This is a genomic window from Salinisphaera sp. SPP-AMP-43, assembly GCF_049568105.1.
Taxonomy (GTDB): domain Bacteria; phylum Pseudomonadota; class Gammaproteobacteria; order Nevskiales; family Salinisphaeraceae; genus Salinisphaera.
Window position 1 is genome coordinate 210,668 of the sequence record NZ_CP145335.1, and the last position, 22,423, is coordinate 233,090.

Genomic DNA, 22,423 nt, shown 5'->3' on the forward strand with positions numbered 1-22,423 from the left:
AACCCGTTACTGGAGCAGTCGAGGCTGGGCCGGGGGAACCCGTTGCGGTTTGTGAAGCGCCCAGCGTGGCGCGCCATGCGCCGACCGGACCCGGCCGTAGAGCGGCTATTGAAGGCTTTCGTCTCGGGTTGGTAAAGCCGTTGCCGCTCTGTGTTGTCATGCTCTAGGGCGTGTCGAAGTTTCGTCCGAGTGTCGCGTTGCCGTCCCAAATCGTGGCTGCCAAGGCTCCGATGCGATTTGGAGCACAACCCTTCGGGCCACGGTCTGTTGGGCCGCACTCCAGCGTTGCCGCTGACGGGCGCCACTACACCGCACTCGCGGCGCCTCAGCTTGCAGCCCAGCAGCCCGTGGCGCGAAATTTCAATACGCCCAGCGCGAGGATCAATACACGGGTGTTAGGGCCGCATCCTGATGCAGTCGTATGCGCCCTGTTAGGGCTTTGGAGCGTCGGCCGTGGGCTCGCTCTTTTCCGGCTCGGCTGATTAGAGACGTCTGGGCGTATTTGAGCATTGTAATGCCCGGAGTCGGGGTACGGCGGCGGCTCGTACGCCTGGCTGTAAGGCACATCGGTCGATAGGCTGTCTATTTTGTAAAATGTTATAAAGTAACGTAAGCTATGCGACGTCAGTGCTGCCCGGATCTGTTCATGGCTTGGGTAGCACGTATTTTTTCGGCCAGTGCTTGTATGGCAACGCCGCCGATCTTTGTCATTCACTACAGGGGAACCCATGAGTCGCTCTAGCCCGCGGCCGGTCGTTGCGTCGGTTTTTGTTTCGAGTGTTATGTTATCACCTATTGTTTCTGCAGCAGCCGACGGCCCGCAGCAGGGCGCCCCCGCGCCGGTAGCCCAGCCTGCGCCTGCCAGCGCGGGTGAGGCGCCCACTGCTGATTTGGGCACGGTATCGGTGACCGGCGTGCCGATTCCGGGCAGCCCGTTGTCGCAGGCGCCGGATGTAGACGTGGTCAGCTCCGACGACATCGAGTCCAAGGGCGCGGCCAATCTCGGCCAGGCGCTGGACGATCTGGCCGGCGTGGACAGCATCGGCACCGGCAATACCGCCGGCAAGCCGGTGATCCGCGGGCTGTCCGGCGAGCGGGTGAAGATTCTTTCCGGCGGCGTGGGTGTGGCCAGCCAATCGTTCGGCGTGCGCCACATGCCGGTCACCGATCCGTTTCTGCTGGACCGGGTGGAAGTCGTGCGTGGGGCCTCAAGCGTGCTCTACGGCTCGAGCGCATTGGGCGGTGCGATCAACCTGCTGCCGCCCGAGATCGAATACGACAAGATCGCCAAGGGCGAGCTGCTGGGGCGTTACGATAGTAATAATCGCGAATGGGATACCGGCATCAAGTCGAGCGGCGGCAACGGCCGTTTTGGCTATGCCTTCGGTTTGATCCGGCGCGACGGCGGCGATATCCATACGCCGGACGAGGGCAGCTACTTCCCCGGGCCGAAAGCAGCCGCGCACTCGACGGCGCCGGCCTATACCGGGCGCCTGAAATATACCGATTTCAACCAGGTCAACGGCGATGTCGCGGTCGGCATGACCGACGATACGCTCGGCGACTGGACGCTGCGCTATAGCCGCTGGAACGACGAACACAACTTCTTGCTGCCGCCGCCGGCCGGGATCAAGCCGCCAAGCGAGGGCCCGGAGGGCGTCGGCCAGTTCATCGACGATCGCCAAGTGGCGCTCAACGGCGAGATCGACGCTGGCGGCATCACCTGGACACCGAAGCTGATGTGGCAGAACAACCGGCGCCGCTCGAACGCCGGGGGCTATCCACGCGATCTCGGCTTCGATGGCGCGATCGATCTGCAGTTCGACCAGTACACCGCGCGTCTGGTTGGCCAGCACGGCCCGGCGTTCGGTCTCGACGGCGGCAAGATTGGCGTCGAATACGTCAACAAGCACCAGGTCTCGCGTGGTCGCACCCAGCTCTCGCCGGGCGGCGAGGTTAACAACGCCGCTGTGTTCGCCTTCGAAGAAAAAGATCTCGGGCCGCTGACCCTGCAGGCCGGGCTGCGCTATGACTATCACGACGTCGAGGCGCTGGCCGGCAAGACTGCCAACCCATCGGAATCGGTGCGCAACGCCAGCAAACAGACCTACAACGTGGTCACCGGCTCGCTGGGCGCGGTCTATGCCTTCACCGATCATCTGTCGCTGGCGGCCAACGTCGGCCGCGGTTTCCGGGCGCCGAGCCTGTTCGAGCTTTATGTCGCCGGCCAGCACGGCGGGGTCGCAGCCTATCAACGCGGCAATCCCGATCTGGATGAGGAAACCTCGATCGATACCTCGGTCTCGCTGCGCTGGCATTCGGACCGGCTGCAGGCCAAGGCCACGGTCTATCGCAATGCCATCGACAACTATATCTATCTGCAGGACAGCGGCCAGATGCGCGCCGGTCTGCCGGTGTTCGATCATGCCCAGACCGATGCCGAATTATACGGCGCCGAAGCGTCGTTCCAGGCCGAGGTCACGTCGTGGATGTCGCTGCATGCGGCCGGCGAAGTCGTCGAGGGCCGCCGCCGCGACAATCACGACGATCTGCCGTTGGTTCCCGCGAACAACGTACGTCTTGGTGCGCGCTTTACCCCACAGGGCGCGTATTGGCCGCGCCAGGCCTATGGCCAGATCGATGTCCGCTATTACGCCAGCCAGGAAGCTGCCCCCGGCGAGCCGTTTTCGCAGTTCGACAGTGCGCCGTTCGGCACGGCCTCGACCTCCGGCTACGGCCTGGTCGACCTGGGCGCCGGCATCGCACCCAAGATCCACGGCCAGGAAGTCCGCTTCGATCTGAAGATCAATAATCTGTTCAACAAGGCGTATCGCGGCTTTCTCGATACCTATAAGGGCTATGCCCTGTCGCCGGGCCGGGATATCCGGCTGACTACCCGAATTCCTTTCGATTTATAGAGGGCGAGACATGAATGCGTCGATTTTCCTGTCCCGGGGCCGGCCGCGCGCCGGTGAGCCACGGGCCGGACGCTGGCTGCCGGCCGCGGCACTGATCGGTGTCTGGCTGCTGGTGCTGGCACTGGGCGCAGCCACGGCACGCGACAAACTGGTAGTGATCGGCCTCATGGCCGGTGCCGCCATGGTGGCCGGCTGGTGGCTGGCCGAGCGGGTAGTGCCGACCGGCGGTTGGGGCATCGCGGTGGCCGATGGTCTGGCGGCTGGGGCCATGATCGCCAGTGCCTGTATCTTCTTGCTGCCATCGGCGCTGGCCGGCGATGCGCGCCACGGCGGGCTGGGGGTTACGGCCGGGCTGTTGCTCGGCATCGCCCTCGACTGGTTGATGCGGGCGCATGAGCCAGAGGACGCCGGCGGCGACAACGCCTTGGTCGCGATCACGCTGCATGCGGCAGCCGCCGGTGCCGCCATGGGTCTGGCCTATGCGGCCGTGCCTTCGCTGAGCGTGCTGCTGGGCGTGGTGATCGTGGCCCACAAGTTACCGGCCGGCTATGCCCTGGCCCGGGCACGACAGGGCCTGGGACGTTCGCGCTGGCCGATTCTGGCGCCGTCTTGTGCGGTCGGCCTGGTCGCCATTCCGGTCGCGTTGTGGGCTGGCCCACTGCACGCCGGCGTCGATAATGCCTGGTTGTCCGGTCTGGCGACCGGCGTGTTTCTGCACGTCGGGCTGGACTTCGCCCGGCAACCGGCCGCCGGGCAGTTGGTCCGCCGAGGCCCGTTTCTCATCGCCACGCTTGGTGCCGGGCTGGCGGTGGTCGCGGCCGGATTCGGCTTTAGGTAGTCGGGCACGATGAGCCGGCGGCGACCGGACTCGGTATGCATTCCTCGATCCATGCGTGCCGGGAGATGCCATGTCGGTTGACGATGGGTCTATCGCTGTATGGGTCATCGGCCTGGCTGTCTTAACCGGGCTCGACATCGCTCGCCCGTATCGATGACGTTAGGGCCGTCGTTGGTCGGATACAGCGCTGGCTGCAATCCGCCACGGGCCTGGCCACGACGGGGGCCGGTTGGCGTGGGTGCGATCGCTGTGCGCCGGCTCTCTGGGCTGCTGAATAGATGGTCGCTGCCGGTACCGGGAGTGGTTGGCGTCGGTGGGCTGCGGCTGGATGCGGTTAAAAACGGCCAGCACCTGTTGTGCCACACGGTTTATTTGTTTGGGCGTTTGCATCGCGTGCACCACAGCGACAGCGCGATTGATGCGAGCACGGCATTGCGTATGACGCCAGGGCAGCGCGTGATCGGGATGGATATATCGTTGCTGGCCGTGCTGCGCGAGCCCCTGCTGTTGTATACCCATGCCGAGTTCGGCATCGGCCAGCGCATGGATCGCTGATTGCGTCGGGCACTCGTGCGCCACGTACACCGGATCCATCATTCCGTGGTCGCGCCGCGCGCACGATCACAGCGACGGCCTGCGTCATGCCTTCCGGGACGCTCGTTCGACACCTAACTTGCCGAATCATGGGTTGGCGAGGGCGCATGTCGCCTTGGGTATCGATGGCCAAACACTGCCGGCCCAGTACCTGGACGCCCGGCTTGGCCTGTCCGTTGCTTAGCATGATCCTGGCTTGGCAGCCGCCCGGTCGACGGCGGGGAAGCCGGAATCGAGCCCCGGTCGTGGCTGATTCGAACGCCGTGGGCCGGGGCTCTGGTTTAAGCTGTCGGGCTTTGACGATTTGTTTGAGGGCGATCCGATGTCGCAATGGCTGCGACTGGCATTTCTATTGGGTTTTTTACTGGTGAGTCCGGCGCTCTGGGCAGCCGGCGAGACTCTCGAGTCGGTACATCTGAGCGCAGATGGCGACAGCACCATGGTGCGTTTCGATCTTGATCGCGTGCCGAAGTATCGCTATTTCGCGCTCGACGATCCGCCGCGCGCGGTCATCGATTTCGAATCGACCCAGGCTGGGGCCGTGGATAGCGTGTCCGGCGGTGCGGTCGGCGGTCTGCGGATCGCACGGCATGCCGACGGCAGCCTGCGGGCCGTGCTCGATTTGGCCGACCGGGCCAAGCTGGCCGGCGTCCGCGTCGACGGCAGCGACCTGGTCGCCACCATTCAGGGGTCGGGCGGAGCGCAGACGGGCAATGCCTCCCAGCGCGCCTCGTCGCACGCAAAATTAGAGCCGCAACCGAGCCAAGCTGCCCAGGCCGGCGCTTCATCGAACCAGGCGGCCCGGCAGCCGGCCGGTACCGACGAACCCAAGGCCTTGTATCGGGCTGCGGCCGAGACCGGGCCGGTCGTGGTGGTGATCGATCCCGGCCACGGCGGCCACGATTCTGGCACCCGAGCGGCCAGCGGTTTGATGGAAAAGACCGTCACCCTGGCGATCGCCAAGCGGCTCTATGCCCGGCTCAAGGCCACCCAAAATATTCATCCGGTACTGACCCGCGACGACGACCGCTTCATCACCCTGCGACAGCGGGTTCGTATCGCCCAGCAGCATCACGCCAATTTGTTCATTTCGATCCATCAGAATGCCTATCCGGACGATACCGGGGTCGACGGGGGCACCTGCTATGTGTTGTCCCAGCACGGCGCCACAGACGCCAAGGCTGCTCAGTTGGCGCATTTCGAGAACTCGGCGGATCGCAATGTGGCCGGGGTGCAGTTCTCGGATACCGATCACACCCTCAACGCGGTACTCACCGATCTATACCAGAACGCGTCGATCGACGATGCCGACGATCTGGCCCACGCCATCATCCGTCAGTTCGGCCAGGTCGGCCCGATCTATCGGCATACGCCGCCGCGGGCGAATTTCGCCGTGCTGCGCGATCCGATGATCCCGTCGGTACTGTGCGAAACCGCGTTCCTGTCGAACCCGCGCCAGGCGCGTAAGCTCGAGGACAACCGGTTCCGCCAGCAACTGGCCGACTCGATGTACCACGGCGTGATGAGCTATTTCCGCAAGCATCCGCCGGAACGGATGCAGGCCACTGGTGGTTCGATCTATACCGTCAAGTCGGGCGATACGCTGTCCCAGATCGCCGCGCGCGAAGGGGTCTCCTCGGATGTGCTGATGGATATCAACCATCTGCATACCAAGAATCTACAGGTCGGCCAGAAACTGGAGCTGCCGGGCGGGGGCAGCTGACGCATGCCCGGACCGGTTCAGGCGCTGGTGCGCCAGGCCGGGAACGGGTCGTTCATCGACTGCCAGCGGCGCCAGCCGGCGGCGCACTCGGCATCGGTGAGCAGGCAGGCATCGAGGCGGCGCTCGAGCTCGGCCTGGTCCATGTCGATGCCGATCACCACGAGTTCCTGGCGCCGGTCGCCGTATTCCGGATGCCAAGCCTCGTGTACGGTTTTAAGCACCTCCGGATCGGTAGGAAGCTGGCCGCCTGCGGTATCGCTGGCCCACCAGAAACCGGCGGCCTGATGGGTCAGCGCCCCACCGGCCTGGCTGATCTCGCCGACCCATTCCGGCCGGCTGGCCAGCCAGAAGAATCCCTTGGAACGTAGCACCCCCGGCCAGTCGCCGTGGATCAGCTCGAATAGGCGCTCTGGATGGAACGGCCGTCGCCGCCGATAGACGAAGCTCGAGATGCCATAGGCCTCGGTCTCTGGCGGATGCGGTTCGCCGGCCAGTTCGCGGGCCCAGCCGGGGGCCTGGGCCGCCGTTTCGAAATCGAAGCGGCCAGTGCCGAGCACTGCGGCCGGGTTGATCTGGCCGTATTCGGTTTCGAGCACGGTCGCGCCTGGGTTGAGTGCGGTCAGCGCCGCTTTGGCACGGCTCAGGGCGGTGGCATCGACCCGGTCGCTTTTGTTGAGCAGGATCACGTTAGCGAATTCGATCTGCTCGACCATCAGATCGACCACCGTGCGCTCGTCCTCGGCCGCCGCGGCTTCGCTATGCTCGGCCAGCAATGCTGTGCTGGCGTAATCATGCCAAAACGAGGCGGCATCGACGACCGTCACCAGCGTATCCAATGCGGCGATATCGTCGAGCGCGAAGCCTTGTTCGTCGCGCATGGCAAACGTGGCGGCGACCGGCAGCGGCTCGGAAATACCGGTCGCCTCGATCAGCAGATAATCAAAGCGGGCTTCGCCAGCCAGGCGTGTGACCTCGGTGAGCAGGTCGTCGCGCAGGGTGCAGCAGATACAGCCGTTGGAGAATTCCACTAATTTTTCGTCGATGCGTGATAGGCCGCCGGTCTGGCGCAGGGTTTCGGCATCGATGTTGATCTCGCTCATATCATTGACGATCACCGCGACTTTCAGCCCGGCGCGGTTGGCCAGCAGATGGTTGAGGACGGTGGTTTTGCCGGCGCCGAGAAAGCCCGATAGAACGGTGACCGGCAGTTTGGCGTGCGACGACATGGCGGACTCCTTTTCTTAAACGTTATAACATAACATATAGGAGGCTAGCCAAAGACATCGATAGATCCCGTCCGTAAGACTTTTGGGGCCGGGTTGCTAGCCGCGCAGCTGGGCGGCACAGGAAGCACACAGGCCATCGACTTCGATAGTCTGATGGTCGACCACGAAGCCAGTCTGCTTGGCCTCACTGGCGATCGCCTCGTCGATTTCCGGGCTTTGGATCTCGGCCGCTCGGCCGCATTCGCGACAGATAAAGAACTTCGGCGGATTGCGGTCGTGGTCGATCGCACAGCCGATGAAGGCATTCTGAGATTCGATCTTGTGAATCAGCCCGGCATCCAGCAAAAAATCCAGAGCGCGATAGACCGTGGGCGGCGCGGCATTGCCTCGCTCGTTGTTGATCTGGGCCAGCAGATCATAGGCCTTGGTCGGTTGGTGATTGGCCCAGATCAGTTCCAGTACGCGCCGTCGAATGGCGGTCAAGCGCAGCCCGTGTTCGCGGCACAAGGTGTCTGCGCGTGTCAGGGCATCGGCGATACACGCCTGATGATCGTGGTTCGAGTGGCTGAGTGCCACCTGGGAAAGATCGGCCATGCTTCTGTCCGGCATGCAGACAAGTCTAGGCGCGCATTATCTCGCGATCGGTGGCCACTTGCGACCGCCGCGATCGTGCCGGCTGTCAGCGCGATCGTAGGAAGGGCGAACCGACGTGCCGGGGCGGGCCGGTTCGAAACGGGTCTACGGAACTGCGGTGTGGCCGTTTTTAACGGTACGATAACCTCTTGATCGGGCCGGGAATTGGCCCAGCTTATTTTGCGTTATTGCATAACATCGAGGGGCAAGCATGCGGTTTTCGTCAATCAGGGTGTGGACCACTGCAGCCGTGCTGGTTTTATCGCTGACCGGCTGCGGCCAGTCCGATCCGGCCGCCGACTGCGGCGGTCTGCAGATCGACGATGCCTGGGTCGCCCCGGCCCATACCGGTTCCCGCGAGATGCTGGGTTATTTCACGCTCCGCAACACCGGCTCGCAGCCGGTCCGGGTGGGCAGTGTGGCCAGCGATGCCTTCGATCGCGCTGTGTTTCAGGACAAGGCCGCAGCGGCGAAGTCCTCGGACGATGCCCAAGGCGGGGCTCAGCCGCTGGCGCCGTTCACGGTCGCTGCTGGCCAGGCGATGGTGTTCGAACCCGGCCAACGCGAAGTCGCGCTGTATTCGCCCAGCCGGAGCTATCAAGACGGCGATGCGATCCAATTACGGCTGGTCTGCGGCGCCGATAGCCAGGCCACGCTGACCGGCCGGGCGACCGTGCGTGACCGGCACAACGATCTGCCGGCCCCAGCCGATGAACAGGACGAGGCCGACCGCAAGCAAGTGCTCGAAGATGGGCGCGACGGCGGAGGCCCTGGGGCTTCCGATGATTCCAAGACCGCGAATTGAACGATATGGCACTGGCATTCACGAAGATGCAGGGGCTGGGCAATGATTTCGTGGTCCTGGATGCCACGGCTGCCCCGATCGCGCTCGACGCAAGCACGGCCCGGCATATCGCCGATCGCCGCTATGGCATCGGCTGCGATCAGATTCTGATCGTCGAGCCGGCACGTAGCGCGAACGCCGATTTCGGTTACCGCATCCTCAATGCCGACGGTAGCGAGTCTGGCCAGTGTGGCAACGGCGCCCGCTGTTTCGTGCGCTATGTTCGCGAGGCCGGGCTAACCGACAAAAACCGTATCGTGGTGGACATCCGCGATGGGCAGATGGTGCTCGAAGCCCTCGACGAGGGGGATTTTCGGGTCGCGCTCGGGGGGCCGCGCTTCGAACCGGCCGAGATTCCGCTGGCTGGTTTCGAGCGTGCGGCGCGCTATCGGCTGGATGACGTGGCCGGGCAGAGCGTTGAGTTCGCGGCGGTCTCGCTTGGCAATCCGCATGCCGTGCTGCGCGTGTCCGACGTCGCGAGTGCGCCGGTGGCCCGGATCGGCCCGGCTTTGGAAGCGCATGCCGCGTTTCCCGAGCGGGTCAACGTCGGCTTTATGGAGATCGTGGCGCGCGATCATGTTCGCCTGCGCGTGTTCGAGCGCGGCGCCGGCGAGACCTTGGCCTGTGGCAGCGGCGCGGCCGCGGCGGTGGTCACCGGTATCGCGGCGGGCGATCTGGCGGCCGATGTACGGGTTGATCTGCCCGGCGGCCGGGCGCGTATACAGTGGCAGGGCGCTGGCTATTCGGTGTATTTGATCGGTCCGGCCGAGCGCGTATTCGAGGGTAAACTGGTATCGTCTGACTAAGATCCGTTGCTGTTTCGTTCGTGACCGTGCCCCAGGGCTGTTGTCCCGAAGGGCGGTTCGCAGACCGAGCCCACAGCGCTGCGAGTCCGTATCGTGACACCCCACGATGGGCCGCTCGCGCCCTGTAGGATGCGCTCTGCGGATGCCGACGCGGCGCGCGTGCGATACATCGACGGGTCTGGCTGGCTCTGTTCGGTGTCGTCCGGCTCTGCCGCAGATGCCGGGCCATCAGCCGGCCTGCGGTGATGCCGGCCCAGAACGGCCGAGCGTTGGCCGTAGGCACCGGACGGGGTTACCGAATCTGCGGCAGTACTACTTAGAGATCAGAGATCGCCTGCCATGAATGAAGCCGAAAAACAGCGCGTGTCGATCGACCTGGACGAAGCCGATGTCGCGGCCTATCTGGCTGCCCATCCGGATTTTCTGCGCCGTCACCCAGAAACATTCGAAGCCCTGGATGTGCCCCATGCCTCGGGGAATGCGATCTCGTTGATCGAGCGCCAGGTGCGGGTGCTGCGCGAAACCAATACCCGGATCCAGGCGCGTTTCGACGAACTGATGTCGACCGCCAAGAGCAACGAAGATCGGGTCATCCAGCTCAATCGGGTCGCCCGTATCATGGTCGGGGCGGTATCGGCCGATGCGTTGGTCGAGTCCCTGGTCGAATGCCTGCGCACCCATCTGGACGTCGATCATGTTTATGTTGGGGTCCAGGGCGAACTGCCGGCCGACATCACCCACATTCATCATCTGGCACAGGACAGTGCCGAAGCCCAGGCGCTGACTAATGTCTTTCGTCGTGGTAAGCCGCTCTGCGGCGAGTTGAGCGCGGCCCAGTCTCAAGCCCTGTTCGGAACCGAGCCTGATCAACCGCTGGCCAGTGCAGCCTTGGTGCCCTTGGGCATGAACGGGGTCCACGGCGCGATCGTGTTGGCCAGCGGCGATCCCAAGCGGTTTTCAGCCGATATGGGGACGTTGTTCGTAGAGCTGTTCGGGGATTTGTTGACAGCCTCGTTGCGGCGCCTGCTGGGACGGGAGCTTTTGCCCTAGGGGCGCCCTAGGGCGGCTTCGGTTTGCGCCCGGCGTCGGTATCGGGCATCGCATCCTGCAGGACGCCTTGGTTGATCTGTTGCGGATGACCGAGTCCTGCGAGTCGAACGCGCGACGGCGGTCGAGGCGTTTCAGGGCAGTAGACGGTGCCCGCTATGCCTTCGGCCGGCTGCGCGACCGGCGACGAACCTGGGCGCTGCTTGGGAATTCTGCATGACCAAAGACACACGATACGACGCGGCCCGGGCTGCGCTCGAAGCCGACATCGACGATTACCTCGCCCATCTGGCGCATGTCCGGCGGGCTTCGACGCATACCATCGATGGCTATGCCCGCGATCTGGCAATGGCCGCCGATTACTTCGCGGATCGCGGTATTGCGGCTTGGCCGCGCGTGGCCACGGCGGATGTGCGCGAGTTGCTGGCCGCACGCCACCGTAGCGGCGCCAAACCAACCAGCTTGGCCCGGCTGGCTTCGGCGCTGCGCAGTTTCTATCTCTGGCAGATGCGCCAAGGCCGGGCCGAGAGCAATCCGGCCGCTGACGTCCGGCCGCCGAAAAAACCGGCCCAGTTGCCGGAGACGATCGACGTCGATGATCTGGCCCGAATGCTCGACGCCACGCCCGGCGATACGCTGGAAATTCGTGATCATGCGCTGCTCGAGCTGTTTTATACGGCCGGCATTCGATTGGCTGAGGCCGTAGGCTTGGATCTGGGCGATCTGGATCTGGCCGCTGGCGAAGCACGAGTGCTGGGCAAGGGCAATCGCCAGCGCAGCGTACCGGTCGGCCGACGCGCGGCGGCTGCCCTGCAGAACTGGCTGGCCGAGCGCCCAGGGCTGGCGGCCGAAAACGAAACCGCGCTATTCGTCTCCCAGCGCGGGACCCGACTGTCGCGCTCGAGCGTGGCCCGACGCATGGAGCGCTGGGCGATCGCCCAGGGCCTGCCCGTGCATCTGCATCCGCATAAACTGCGTCATTCCTTTGCCACCCATATGTTGGAATCCTCGGCCGATCTGCGCGCGGTTCAGGAGTTGCTCGGGCATGCCAATATCGCGACTACCCAGATTTATACGCATCTGGATTTCGCCCATCTGGCGCGGGTTTACGATGCAGCCCACCCGCGCGCGACAAACCGCGGCGATACGGCCGATACCGAAGGCACCGACGCCTAGCCGCCGGTTGCCGGCTCGGCGTGATCGCTCGACTGGCGATATTCGCGCGGGCTTAAGCCCGTCACACGTCGGAAGTGACGGTTGAAGTTCGATAGATTGCTATAGCCGGCCATAAAGCAGATATCGGCGACCGTATAACGCGGGTCGAGTAACAGCCGACAGGCATGGTCGATACGCAGCCGGCGCACGAAGGCTACGAAGGTATCGCCGGTGGCCTGTTTGAAAAAACGCGAGAAGGTCGAGGGCGTCATGCCTTGCCAGCGCGCCACCGCGGCCATGCTGATGTGGCGATTAAAATGGCGATGGACATAGGACAGAATGGCGTCGACCTGTTCAGAGCGTACCCCGGCCTGGCCCAGGTGATAGTTTGGGCTGGCCAGTTGCCGATAATCGCTGCGCGATAGCCGCCCGAGGAGATCGATAAGGGTCGATACCCGGCTGACCTGGTCCTGATGTTCCATAGCCTCGAGGCGCGTGGCCGCGGCCGCGGCGTCGTCGAAACGCACGCCGCGGCCGCAGTCCTTGATCAGCGTTTCCACCCGGCGCAGTTCCGGGCATAGCCGCATCAGTGCTTCCAGCCATTCGCCGCGGAACTGCACCACTACGTCGCGGCGTTCGATGATCTCATCGTCGCGAGCCAGATCCGAAAACCATAGATGCGGCAGATTGGGCCCGACCAGAACCAGGTTGCCGGGGCCGAAACGCCCGGCATAGTCGCCCACCATGTAGTGGCCGTGGGAGCGTCGGATCAGATGCAGCTCATACTCCGGATGAAAATTCCACTGGGCCAGTGGCGAGGGAAAGCCATGGGTATGCCAGTAGAAGCTGTGCCGCGGATCGTGGGCGATGTTTTCGAATACCGGGTCGCCGAGTTCGCTCGGTCGAGGATGCAAACGGGTCATGACCGTCCGGCCTGCCTGCGCAACGCGCCGGGCCGACCCGGCGAGCGCCGGCCACTCCAGCGGCCGATCAGCCCCGGAACCGCTCCTGCTTTAGTCGTATCAATTTGTGTATCAAGCATTTATCAACGCGTTCAATGTGCTTGTAACTATCTATTATTACTGCACTATTTATGAGCAGGGGTTCGGCTCGTGAAAAAAAATACAAGTATGGCGGAAAATCCGCGCTAGTGCGCTCTATCCGGCTCGCAGTAGCGTCGATAACAAGCCAATCAACGATGGCATCTATTCGAGGAGGCGCGATGCAAGCCAAGGCCCTGGTGCTCGAGCGCCAGCACGAACTGTCTCTGCGCGAGATCGACGTGCCGAATGAGCTCGGCCCGCGCGATGTTCGCGTACGCACGCACACCGTGGGTATTTGCGGCAGCGACGTGCACTATTACACCCATGGCCGAATCGGCCCGTTCGTGGTCAACGAGCCGATGGTGCTCGGCCATGAAGCCTCAGGCACGGTCACCGAAGTCGGCGCCGAGGTTCGCGATCTCGCGGTGGGCGATCGGGTATGCATGGAGCCGGGTATTCCGGACATGACTTCGCGGGCGGCCAAGCTCGGCGTCTACAACGTCGACCCGGCCGTGCGTTTCTGGGCCACGCCGCCGATCCACGGCTGCCTGACGCCGGAAGTGGTCCACCCCGAAGCCTTTACCTACAAGCTGCCGGACTCGGTGTCGTTTGCCGAAGGCGCAATGGTCGAGCCGCTGGCGATCGGCATGCAGGCCACGGTCAAGGCCCGAATGACGCCGGGCGATGTCTGCGTGGTCACCGGGGCCGGGCCGATCGGTCTGATGGTGGCGTTATCGGCGCTGGCCGCCGGCGCCAGTGAAGTGATCGTCTCCGATCTGGTCGACGAAAAGCTGACGATCGCGGCCCGCTATGACGGCATCACCACGGTCAACGTGGCCCGCGAATCGCTCACCGAGACGATCGCGGCCCGCTGTGGCGCCGATTGGGGCGCCGACGTGGTGTTCGAGGCCAGCGGCAGCCCCAAAGTCTATGACGATGCACTGGCCTGTGTACGCCCGGCGGGCACGCTGGTGCTGGTCGGCATGCCGGTCGAGCCGGTGACCTTCGACATCGTCGCCGCCCAGGCCAAGGAAATTCGGATCGAGACAGTATTTCGCTACGCCAACGTCTACGACCGCACGATCGCCCTGCTGGCGTCCGGCAAGATCGATCTAGGGCCGTTGATTTCCGAAACCTTTGATTTCGAAGACAGCGTAGCGGCCTTCGAGCGCGCCGCCCGGGGCGAGCCGAGCGACGTCAAACTGCAGATTCAACTGGATAAATAGAAACAACGATAAGGACAGCAGCCATGGCAAGCCGACACACGCGACGCAATATCATCAAGGGTCTGGGCGGGGCCGCTGCGCTGACCACATTGGGCGCAGGGCCGCTGCGTACCGCGCTGGCCAAGACAATGGCCGACGACAAGACCTGGAAGCAGGTCAGCGGCACCACCATCAACTTCATCTCCGAAAACACGCCGCCGACCACGGCGATCTCGAAGAATATCGAGTCGTTCAAGGAGTTGACCGGCATCAATGTCCAGATTACCCAGCTTCAGCTCGGTGATCTGGTCAAAAAGGTCGCCCTGGACTTCGGCTCCGGCCGCAGTGCCTACGACGTGATCTATGCCGATCCGTGGCAGGTGCTGTCGCCTTATCACAAAGCACTGGTCGATCTGAATACGCTCAACGGCAAAGATGGGCTGCCGGCGGTGCCCAAGGGGCTGGATGATTTCATCCCGACCCAGCTGGCCGGCGCCGGCTATTTTGGCGACCGCGAAAAGCTGTATACGCTGCCCTATGACTGCCCGACCATGATCTGGATCTATCGCCGCGACTTGTTCGACAAGTACCACGATCAGATGCAAAAGGATCTCGGCTTCGACCCGACGCCCTCCGACAAGATCACCTGGGAGCAGTACTACCAGATCGCCGAGTGGTTCAACGGCGATCAGGCCAAGGAAGTCAAATACGGCACCGGCCACCAAGCCAAGCAGTACGACTCGCTGATGTGCGATTTCACCAACGTGTTGATGGCCTACGGCGGCGAATACTTCAAAAATGGCGACAAGGTCGGCCTGCTCGGCAGCGCCGAGCCGGGGCCCTGTACGTTGGATCAGAAACCGGCCATCGAAGCCGCCAAGTTCTACCAAAAGCTGCTCAAGATCGCCGATCCGGGCAGCACCAGCTGGGACTGGACCGGTGTGGCCAATGCCTTCGAAAATGGCCGTTTCGCGATGATGCCGGAATGGCACGAGTTCGCCGGTTCGTTGGAATCCGGCCCGCTCAAGGGCAAGGTCGGCTATGCGCCACTGCCGACCGGCCCCAAGCGCAGTGCCAACCTCTACGGTGGCACCGGTATTGCCATCAACGGCAATGCGCCGGACGAGCAGAAGAAAGCAGCCTGGCTGTTCCTGGTCTGGGCCACGTCGCCGCAGACCCAGCTGGCCGGACTGAAGGCCGGCGGCGGCACGCCGACCCGGACTTCGGTCTATGACATGCCCGAGGTGAAAAAAGCCAGCCATCCGCCGACCGACATGCCCAATATGCTCACGGCCGACACCATGAAAGTCGCCTGGGATAAAGACCATATTGGTCTGCGACCGAAGATCCCGGTCTGGAACCAAGCCGATACGGCCATCTTTACCGAGCTGTCGAAGATGCTGGCTGGTCGTCAGTCGCCGGAACAGACCATGAAGTCGGCCAAGGACAAAATCGATTCGGCCACCGGCGCCTAGTTCGGTATGACGCGGCCATCGGGAATCGCCAGGGCATTGAAACTTATGGAAAGACAGTCGCTTTCTCAAGTTGTCGGGCCGGTGCGCCCGGCTGCCGTGGCAGGCGGTGGCCGCGGCCCGGGCGATCGCTCCTTAGAAGTCTTCGGAGGCGCGCGATGAGCGAGCTCGGGCGCAAGAAAAAAAGCCAGGGATTCGAACTGGCGATGATGACGCCAGCGCTGATCCTGCTGGCGATCATTTCTTTCGTGCCGCTGTTCACGATGATCTGGATGAGCCTGAACAAGGTCGGGCTGATCGGCGGGCTGTCGTTCGATTTCATCGGACTCGACAACTGGGCCAAGTTGTTTAGCGATCCCGATATCGGTTCCAGCTGGATTCTGAGCCTGATCTACTTCGCGGCGGTGGTCGGGGTCGAGATGATTCTGGGCACGGCGATGGCGTTGTTGATCCACAGCCTGATCAAGGCCCGCAACATCGTATTGTCGCTGGTACTGATCCCGATGTTCATCGCGCCGATCATTGTCGGCCTGCTCGGACGCTTTTTGCTCGATCCGAGCTTCGGGCTGTATTCCTGGATTTTATCTACGACTGGCGTTTATGACGGCAATATCCTGGGCACGGTCGGCGCAGCCATGGCGGCGGTAATTGGGCTCAACGTCTGGGAATGGACGCCGCTGATCGCGTTGATCGTGCTGGCCGGGCTGACCGCCGTGCCCACCGATATTCTGGAGGCCGCCGAGGTCGACGGCGCCAGTTATCGGCACAAGTTGGTGTCTATCATCCTACCGTCGATTTTGCCGATTTTGTTGGTGGCCTTGCTGATTCGCTCGATGGATGCGATTCGTTTTTTTGCCATCATCTTCATCACCACGAACGGAGGACCGGCGGATTCGACCAAGATCATTCCGATCCGGCTGTATGACATTGCCTTCCGGTTTTTCGATCTCGGCTATGCCTCGGCGGTCGGCCTGACCATGCTCGTATTCTCGATTCTGATTGCCACTGCCTTCGTGCGCGTGCTCAAACGCAAGGAGACCACGGTATGAATGCCCGGGCTCATCCAGCCAGCACGGCCATGCGTTGGGTACTCGTGGCTTTGATGCTGCTTTGGACACTGATACCGATCGTCTGGATGGTGCTGTCGTCGTTCAAGACCAATTCCGCGATCACGGCCTATCCGCCGAAACTGTTCTTTTCGCCAACTCTCGAGCACTACGGCGCGCTGTTTTCGGGCGGCAATAATCTATGGTCGAACGTTATCAACAGCCTGATCGTGACCGGCGTATCCACGCTGATCGCGGTCGTGCTGGGGGCAATGGCGGGCTACGGTCTGTCGCGCATCCAGATCCGCGGCAAGGATCATCTGGCGTTCTGGATCATCAGTACCCGCATGGCGCCGATCGCGGCCGTGATCGTGCCGTTGTATCTGATGTTTCGCTATTTGAATCTGTTGGATAGCTATACCGGCCTGATCGTGGCGTATCTCAGTTTTAATCTGCCGTTCGCGATCTGGCTGATGACCGCGTTTTTCGACGATCTGCCGCGCGATCTGGAAGAAGCCGCGACCATCGACGGGGCGACCAAGTGGCAGGTGTTCTGGCATGTCGCGCTGCCGCTGATGAAACCGGGTATCGCGACCACCACGATCCTGTGCTTCATTTTTGCCTGGAACGACTATGCCTTTGCCGCGACCTTTGCCGGTCCGGGCACCCAGACCATTCCGATCGCGGCCGCCCAACTGCTCACCCAGACCGGTATCGACTGGGGCAAGCTGCTGGCCATCGGCACGGTCGTGGTCTGCCCGATGGCGGTGTTCGGCCTGTTGGTCAAGCGTTGGCTAGTGACAGGCCTGACCCTGGGCGCCGTCAAATAAGTGAACGCGAACAGCCGAGAACTCAAGGACAGTGATCCACCGATCGAATACACGCAGCTCGTATGGATCCGTGGACAACGCAGATCTCAAAATCCAAAAGACGAGTCGTTTGATTATTAGGACGGGGTCGGCTCGGCGGCGAGCAGACACAAGAAGGTCTGCGGTAGGGCAGGAGCCGCCGATGCCAGCGTATGAATCGGTACTGCGCTGCGGGCCAACCGTCGTTGCTGCCATCCGCACACTGACAATTAGACGCGGCTCGTACCGCATGAGGAGCAATTGATGTCCGTAATGTCGAAATTCGATCTGACCGGCAAGGTGGCTGTGGTCACCGGCGGCAACGGTGGAATCGGCGAAGCTCTAGCCCATGCGCTGGCCGAGGCCGGGGCCGCGGTGGCGATCGTTGCACGCCGCGTCGATAAAGCAGAAAACGTGGCCGCGGCCGTTCGCGAAGCCGGCGGTCAGGCGATAGCCACCGGTGCAGACGTGACCGATATCAACGCGGTCGAACCGATGCTCGACGCGATCGAGGCTGAGCTCGGCCCGATCGATATCTTCGTTAACAACGCCGGGACCTGCGAGCACAAACCGGCGCTGGATGTGACGCCTGAGGGTTGGCGCCAGATCTTCGACGTCAACGTGCATGGGCTGTGGAACTGTTGCCAGGCAGTCGGTCGGCGCATGAGTCAGCGCGGCGGTGGCAATATTATTAACGTCGGCTCGATTTCGGCCGAAATCGTCAATCGGCCGCAGATGCAGCCGGCCTACAACGCCTCCAAGGCGGCAGTACACCAGCTCACCAAGTCGCTGGCGGCCGAATGGGCAGCGAGCGGCATTCGGGTGAATGCGATCGCGCCGGGCTATGTCGGCACCGATATGGCTCCGGTCGATGACCCCAAGTTCAAGCCGTACTGGATCGACGACGCGCCGATGCAGCGAGCCGCCACCCCGGAAGAACTCGGCCCGAGCATCGTCTATCTGGCCAGCGAGGCTTCGAGCTTTATGACCGGTTCGATCCTCAAGATCGATGGCGGCTATACGCTCTGGTAGGTCGCAAGCCAAAGGCTCGGGCGGTGTAATAAAAGGGCGCAATCCGTCCGCAGATCAACGCCGATGCGCAGATCGAATTCAGGTCAAAAGTATTGACCGGCAGATTGCAGCCATTTCGCAAGTTTGAAGAAAGAGTTAAAGGACTGGGTGATTTCAGCTTACGCAATTCCGGCTCAGAGTCGCGGAGGCCGTAATGGTAGCGACGTCGTTAGTCCAGCAGTTGTCACCAGGCCCATCGGCGTGAATCGGCGTCGATCTGCGGATACACAATGTCGGTATTCATTCGCACGATCGCTGCGGATCGGCGGACAGACAGAGTTTCAGAGGAAAGACCCATGGCAGTCGTAGAACTCAAAAACGTCGGCAAGCAGTATCCGGGCGCGGACGAACTGGCGGTCGAAGACTTCAACCTGGTCACCGAGGACGGCGAATTCGTCGTGCTGGTGGGCCCGTCGGGCTGTGGCAAGACCACCACCATGCGCATGATCGCGGGCTTGGAAGAGCATACCCAGGGCGCGATCAAGATCGGCGGCCGGGATGTGACTGGCGTGGCGCCCAAGGATCGCGACATTGCCATGGTGTTCCAGAGCTATGCGCTATATCCGCATATGAGCGTGCGCGACAACATGGCGTTCTCGCTCAAGCTCAAGAAATACGGCAAGGCCGATATCAAAAAACGGGTCGAGGACGCGGCCGAAGTACTGGGTATCACCAACCTGCTGGATCGCAAGCCGCGGGCCCTGTCCGGCGGCCAGCGCCAGCGAGTGGCCCTCGGCCGGGCGATCGTGCGCCAGCCGCAGGTCTTTCTGATGGACGAGCCGTTGTCCAATCTGGATGCCAAGCTGCGGGTCGACATGCGTGCCGAGATCGTCAAGCTGCACCGCAAACTGGGGGTGACCACCTTCTACGTCACCCATGACCAGACCGAGGCCATGACCATGGGCCAGCGGATCGCGGTGATGAAGGACGGCATCGTTCAGCAGATCGATACGCCCAACAATCTCTACCAGCAGCCGTCGAATACGTTCGTGGCTGGCTTCATCGGGACGCCGGCGATGAATTTTCTGGACGCCAATCTCAGTGACGGCCGGGCGAGCGGCCAGGATTTCGGCATCACGCTTGACGAAACCCGCCGCCAGGCTGTCGATGGTCTGGGGCGGGTGCGTATTGGCATCCGGCCGGAGCATCTGCATCTGCCTGAGGCCAAGACGCCGGAATCCCGGCTGACCGGCACGGTCGAGGTGGTCGAGCCGCTAGGCTCGCATACCATGATCCAGGTCAAGGTCGGTGAGTCCACGCTCACCGCCCAGATCGAGCCACACCAGCGTGTGGCGATGGGCGATACGGTGTCGCTGACCTGTGCGGCCGATCGGCTGTATCTGTTCGATGTCGAAACGGACAACGCGTTGGTCGGCATCGACAACGGCCAGTACGACGAACAAGCTGCCTGAGCCGCTACAGGCTTTATGCAAAACGCGGGTCAAAGCCTGGCGATGCGCCGTTATGACTCGTATGAAGGGCAGATGAACCGGAAACAGCGTCGGTGCTTGAATCGGGTGAGGCCCGGCCCCACAACCCTGTTCACGTGACACAACACGGGGTGACCCGGTGAAACAATTCGACGGCACGACGATTCTTTCCGTACGCCGTGAAGGCCAGGTGGCTGTGGCCGGCGACGGGCAGGTGTCGATGGGCGACACCATGTTCAAGGGCAATGCGCGCAAGGTGCGTCGTCTGTACGACGATAACGTCCTAGCGGGCTTTGCCGGCGGCACGGCCGATGCCTTCACGCTGTTCGAACGTTTCGAGACCAAGCTTTCCCAGCATAACGGCCAGCTCGTGAAATCTGCGGTCGACATGGCTAAGGACTGGCGTACCGATCGCGCCTTACGCCGTCTGGAAGCGCTGCTGCTGGTCGCCGACAAGACCGCGACTCTGATGCTGTCCGGCAACGGCGACGTGATGGAGCCGGAACACGGTTGCATGGCGATCGGCTCGGGCGGCTCCTATGCCCAGGCTGCGGCCCGTGCCCTGATCGAAAACACCGATATGAGCGCGGCTGAAATCGCCGAAAAGGCCATGCATATCGCCGCCGATACCTGCATCTATACCAACCACTACATCACCGTCGAGGTGCTCGACCATGAGTGATACCGCCTCTGAATCCATCGAAGCCGACCGCGGCCAGACTGCGCTGCCGCGTGCGCAGATGACACCGCGCGAGATCGTCGCCGAGCTGGACCGTCATATCATTGGCCAGGCCGAGGCCAAGCGCTCGGTGGCGATTGCGCTACGCAACCGCTGGCGTCGTATGCAGCTCGACGAGGGGATTCGCGGCGAAATCACGCCCAAGAACATCCTCATGATCGGGCCGACCGGTGTGGGCAAGACCGAGATCGCGCGGCGTTTGGCCAAGCTCGCCAATGCGCCGTTCTCCAAGATCGAGGCCACCAAGTTCACCGAGGTCGGCTACGTCGGCAAGGAAGTCGACTCGATCATTAAGGATCTGGTCGAAGTCGGCATGAAGATGACGCGCGAGGCCGCCAAAAAGCGCGTTCAGAACGATGCCGAGACCGCCGCCGAAGAACGCGTTCTCGATGCGCTGTTGCCCAAGCCGCAGCACAACGAATGGGACGAATCCTCCAAAGCCACCGAATCCACGGCAACCCGCGAGGTGTTTCGCAAACGGCTGCGCGAAGGCAAGCTCGACGACAAGGAAGTCGAGCTGGAGCTGCGCCAGAGCCAGGGCGGCGTCGAAATCATGGCCCCGCCGGGTATGGAGGAGATGACCAATCAACTCCAATCCATGTTCCAGAACATGGGCGGGCAGAACAAGACCAAGCGGTCCAAGATCAAGATCAAGGACGCCTATCGGCAGCTGGTCGACGAAGAAGCTGCCAAGCTGGTCGACGAAGAGCAGATCAAGACTCAGGCGATCCACGAAGTCGAGAACGGCGGTATCGTCTTCATCGATGAGATCGACAAAGTCTGCAAACGCTCAGATGCCGGTGGCGGTTCGGGCGGCGATGTCTCCCGCGAAGGCGTGCAGCGCGATCTGCTGCCGCTGGTCGAAGGCTCTACGGTTTCGACTAAGTACGGCATGGTGCGTACCGACCACATCCTGTTCATCGCCTCTGGGGCCTTCCATGTCGCCAAGCCGTCGGATCTGATCCCGGAACTGCAGGGCCGTCTGCCGATCCGCGTTGAGCTCGATGCGCTCAAGGCCGAGGATTTCGTACGGATCCTCACTGAGCCGCATTGTTCGCTGACCGAGCAGTACATCGAGCTGATGAACGTCGAGGGCGTGACCATCCAGTTCACCGATGACGGCGTACACCGTATCGCCGAAATGGCGTTCAACGTCAACGAAGGTACCGAGAACATCGGTGCCCGGCGTCTACACACCATCATGGAGCGCTTGATGGAGGAAATCTCCTTCGAAGCACCCGACAAGGCTGGTGAGACGCTGACGGTGGATGCGGCCTATGTCGACGGCAAGCTCAAGGATCTGGCTGCAGACGAAGACCTGTCGCGCTATATTCTGTAGTCGACAGGTCGGTTCGAAAGCATCGAGCCTGTGCTTTCGGGGCCGGAGCAGGATTAGCCTGCTCCGGCTTTTTTTATGGGTGTTGGCGCGCTATCCCTTATAGGGGCGTGTGAATTCGGGGCATAGAGCTAACGGCCCCACGCGGCTGGCCCGTGGGTTGTTCAAAGCGCTTTGGCTTGGGATCTGGCGTATCTGATTTGAGCCACGAGGTGAGTTAGAACTCGGTTTCGCACTGCTGTGCGAGTCCCTTTATTTGCTTGCCCAAATAAAGGAACCAAACAAAAGGCACCCGAACACGGCGCCGGCTACGCCAGTGCACTCCGATGCTCGCGGCGACGGGATGCGGCCAGAACTCGCGTCGCTTTGGCGACGCTCAGACAGCTGGCCGCACCGGCGCTGTGCGCCGCACACCCGTCGCCGCGTCACGGGACTCAATACAGGCACCC

General features: G+C 62.5%; 19 protein-coding genes. 16 read left to right on the forward strand and 3 right to left on the reverse strand.

The window, feature by feature from the left end; all coding sequences use genetic code 11:
* The first annotated feature begins 782 nt into the window (after positions 1-782).
* The 4 genes from V5738_RS00895 to V5738_RS00910 all read left to right on the forward strand — a co-directional run bounded on the left by V5738_RS00895 (position 783) and on the right by V5738_RS00910 (position 6,073).
* Positions 783-2,918: a TonB-dependent receptor gene (locus tag V5738_RS00895; protein ID WP_423822508.1), complete on the forward strand. Its 2,136-nt coding sequence runs from the start codon at positions 783-785 to the stop codon at positions 2,916-2,918.
* 10 nt (positions 2,919-2,928) lie between these two features.
* On the forward strand, positions 2,929-3,756 hold the full coding sequence (locus tag V5738_RS00900) for a ZIP family metal transporter (protein WP_423822509.1): 828 nt from the start codon (positions 2,929-2,931) through the stop codon (positions 3,754-3,756).
* 234 nt (positions 3,757-3,990) lie between these two features.
* Positions 3,991-4,311, forward strand: coding sequence for a sterol desaturase family protein (locus V5738_RS00905; RefSeq protein WP_423822510.1), 321 nt, complete (start codon positions 3,991-3,993; stop codon positions 4,309-4,311).
* A gap of 361 nt (positions 4,312-4,672) precedes the next feature.
* The gene (locus tag V5738_RS00910; protein WP_423822511.1) at positions 4,673-6,073 is read left to right on the forward strand and encodes an N-acetylmuramoyl-L-alanine amidase; all 1,401 of its coding nucleotides are present in this window, start codon (positions 4,673-4,675) and stop codon (positions 6,071-6,073) included.
* 17 nt (positions 6,074-6,090) lie between these two features.
* Here the strand turns inward: V5738_RS00910 and V5738_RS00915 are convergent, their stop codons facing one another.
* Positions 6,091-7,299, reverse strand: a complete 1,209-nt coding sequence (locus V5738_RS00915) for a GTP-binding protein (RefSeq protein ID WP_423822512.1) — start codon at positions 7,297-7,299, stop codon at positions 6,091-6,093.
* Between the two features lie 96 nt (positions 7,300-7,395).
* Positions 7,396-7,893 carry a Fur family transcriptional regulator gene (locus V5738_RS00920; protein WP_423822513.1) on the reverse strand — a complete coding sequence of 166 codons (498 nt, stop codon included), beginning with the start codon at positions 7,891-7,893 and terminating at the stop codon, positions 7,396-7,398.
* 289 nt (positions 7,894-8,182) lie between these two features.
* Here V5738_RS00920 and V5738_RS00925 point away from each other — a divergent pair, with 289 nt between their 5' ends.
* The 4 genes from V5738_RS00925 to xerC all read left to right on the forward strand — a co-directional run bounded on the left by V5738_RS00925 (position 8,183) and on the right by xerC (position 11,805).
* Entirely contained in the window at positions 8,183-8,737 is a 555-nt protein-coding gene (locus tag V5738_RS00925) for a copper chaperone PCu(A)C (protein WP_423822514.1), read from the forward strand.
* A gap of 5 nt (positions 8,738-8,742) precedes the next feature.
* Positions 8,743-9,582, forward strand: coding sequence for a diaminopimelate epimerase (gene dapF / locus V5738_RS00930; protein WP_423822515.1), 840 nt, complete (start codon positions 8,743-8,745; stop codon positions 9,580-9,582).
* Between the two features lie 339 nt (positions 9,583-9,921).
* On the forward strand, positions 9,922-10,632 hold the full coding sequence (locus V5738_RS00935; RefSeq protein WP_423822516.1) for a DUF484 family protein: 711 nt from the start codon (positions 9,922-9,924) through the stop codon (positions 10,630-10,632).
* 213 nt (positions 10,633-10,845) lie between these two features.
* The gene (xerC, locus tag V5738_RS00940; protein WP_423822518.1) at positions 10,846-11,805 is read left to right on the forward strand and encodes a tyrosine recombinase XerC; all 960 of its coding nucleotides are present in this window, start codon (positions 10,846-10,848) and stop codon (positions 11,803-11,805) included.
* Here the strand turns inward: xerC and V5738_RS00945 are convergent.
* Positions 11,802-12,707, reverse strand: a complete 906-nt coding sequence (locus V5738_RS00945; RefSeq protein ID WP_423822519.1) for a helix-turn-helix domain-containing protein — start codon at positions 12,705-12,707, stop codon at positions 11,802-11,804. The genes xerC and V5738_RS00945 overlap by 4 nt on opposite strands.
* 299 nt (positions 12,708-13,006) lie before the next feature.
* Between V5738_RS00945 and V5738_RS00950 the strand changes: the two genes are divergently transcribed.
* From V5738_RS00950 to hslU, 8 genes are all read left to right on the forward strand, one after another.
* Positions 13,007-14,053, forward strand: coding sequence for an NAD(P)-dependent alcohol dehydrogenase (locus V5738_RS00950; protein ID WP_423822520.1), 1,047 nt, complete (start codon positions 13,007-13,009; stop codon positions 14,051-14,053).
* 23 nt (positions 14,054-14,076) lie between these two features.
* Positions 14,077-15,507, forward strand: a complete 1,431-nt coding sequence (locus V5738_RS00955; RefSeq protein WP_423822521.1) for an ABC transporter substrate-binding protein — start codon at positions 14,077-14,079, stop codon at positions 15,505-15,507.
* A 155-nt stretch (positions 15,508-15,662) separates the two neighbouring features.
* Positions 15,663-16,553: a carbohydrate ABC transporter permease gene (locus tag V5738_RS00960; RefSeq protein WP_423822522.1), complete on the forward strand. Its 891-nt coding sequence runs from the start codon at positions 15,663-15,665 to the stop codon at positions 16,551-16,553.
* Positions 16,550-17,380 (forward strand): carbohydrate ABC transporter permease, encoded by an 831-nt coding sequence (locus V5738_RS00965; RefSeq protein ID WP_423822523.1) that lies wholly within the window; start codon positions 16,550-16,552, stop codon positions 17,378-17,380. Before V5738_RS00960 ends, V5738_RS00965 begins: the two co-directional genes overlap by 4 nt.
* Positions 17,381-17,662: 282 nt before the next feature.
* Entirely contained in the window at positions 17,663-18,430 is a 768-nt protein-coding gene (locus V5738_RS00970; RefSeq protein WP_423822524.1) for an SDR family oxidoreductase, read from the forward strand.
* A gap of 335 nt (positions 18,431-18,765) precedes the next feature.
* The gene (locus V5738_RS00975) at positions 18,766-19,881 is read left to right on the forward strand and encodes an ABC transporter ATP-binding protein (RefSeq protein ID WP_423822525.1); all 1,116 of its coding nucleotides are present in this window, start codon (positions 18,766-18,768) and stop codon (positions 19,879-19,881) included.
* A gap of 157 nt (positions 19,882-20,038) precedes the next feature.
* Entirely contained in the window at positions 20,039-20,581 is a 543-nt protein-coding gene (hslV, locus tag V5738_RS00980; protein WP_423822526.1) for an ATP-dependent protease subunit HslV, read from the forward strand.
* A gap of 58 nt (positions 20,582-20,639) precedes the next feature.
* Positions 20,640-21,977, forward strand: a complete 1,338-nt coding sequence (hslU, locus tag V5738_RS00985) for an ATP-dependent protease ATPase subunit HslU (protein ID WP_423824219.1) — start codon at positions 20,640-20,642, stop codon at positions 21,975-21,977.
* Positions 21,978-22,423: the final 446 nt, after the last annotated feature.

Coding starts and splice junctions, on each gene's coding strand:
- V5738_RS00950 (WP_423822520.1), top strand. CDS start 13,007: ATGCAAGCCAAGGCCCTGGTGCTCGAGCGCCAGCACGAACTGTCTCTG.
- dapF (WP_423822515.1), top strand. CDS start 8,743: ATGGCACTGGCATTCACGAAGATGCAGGGGCTGGGCAATGATTTCGTG.
- V5738_RS00945 (WP_423822519.1), bottom strand. CDS start 12,707: ATGACCCGTTTGCATCCTCGACCGAGCGAACTCGGCGACCCGGTATTC.
- V5738_RS00895 (WP_423822508.1), top strand. CDS start 783: ATGTTATCACCTATTGTTTCTGCAGCAGCCGACGGCCCGCAGCAGGGC.
- V5738_RS00915 (WP_423822512.1), bottom strand. CDS start 7,299: ATGTCGTCGCACGCCAAACTGCCGGTCACCGTTCTATCGGGCTTTCTC.
- V5738_RS00910 (WP_423822511.1), top strand. CDS start 4,673: ATGTCGCAATGGCTGCGACTGGCATTTCTATTGGGTTTTTTACTGGTG.
- V5738_RS00970 (WP_423822524.1), top strand. CDS start 17,663: ATGTCCGTAATGTCGAAATTCGATCTGACCGGCAAGGTGGCTGTGGTC.
- V5738_RS00900 (WP_423822509.1), top strand. CDS start 2,929: ATGAATGCGTCGATTTTCCTGTCCCGGGGCCGGCCGCGCGCCGGTGAG.
- V5738_RS00975 (WP_423822525.1), top strand. CDS start 18,766: ATGGCAGTCGTAGAACTCAAAAACGTCGGCAAGCAGTATCCGGGCGCG.
- xerC (WP_423822518.1), top strand. CDS start 10,846: ATGACCAAAGACACACGATACGACGCGGCCCGGGCTGCGCTCGAAGCC.
- V5738_RS00935 (WP_423822516.1), top strand. CDS start 9,922: ATGAATGAAGCCGAAAAACAGCGCGTGTCGATCGACCTGGACGAAGCC.
- V5738_RS00920 (WP_423822513.1), bottom strand. CDS start 7,893: ATGGCCGATCTTTCCCAGGTGGCACTCAGCCACTCGAACCACGATCAT.
- V5738_RS00955 (WP_423822521.1), top strand. CDS start 14,077: ATGGCAAGCCGACACACGCGACGCAATATCATCAAGGGTCTGGGCGGG.
- V5738_RS00960 (WP_423822522.1), top strand. CDS start 15,663: ATGAGCGAGCTCGGGCGCAAGAAAAAAAGCCAGGGATTCGAACTGGCG.
- V5738_RS00965 (WP_423822523.1), top strand. CDS start 16,550: ATGAATGCCCGGGCTCATCCAGCCAGCACGGCCATGCGTTGGGTACTC.
- hslU (WP_423824219.1), top strand. CDS start 20,640: ATGACACCGCGCGAGATCGTCGCCGAGCTGGACCGTCATATCATTGGC.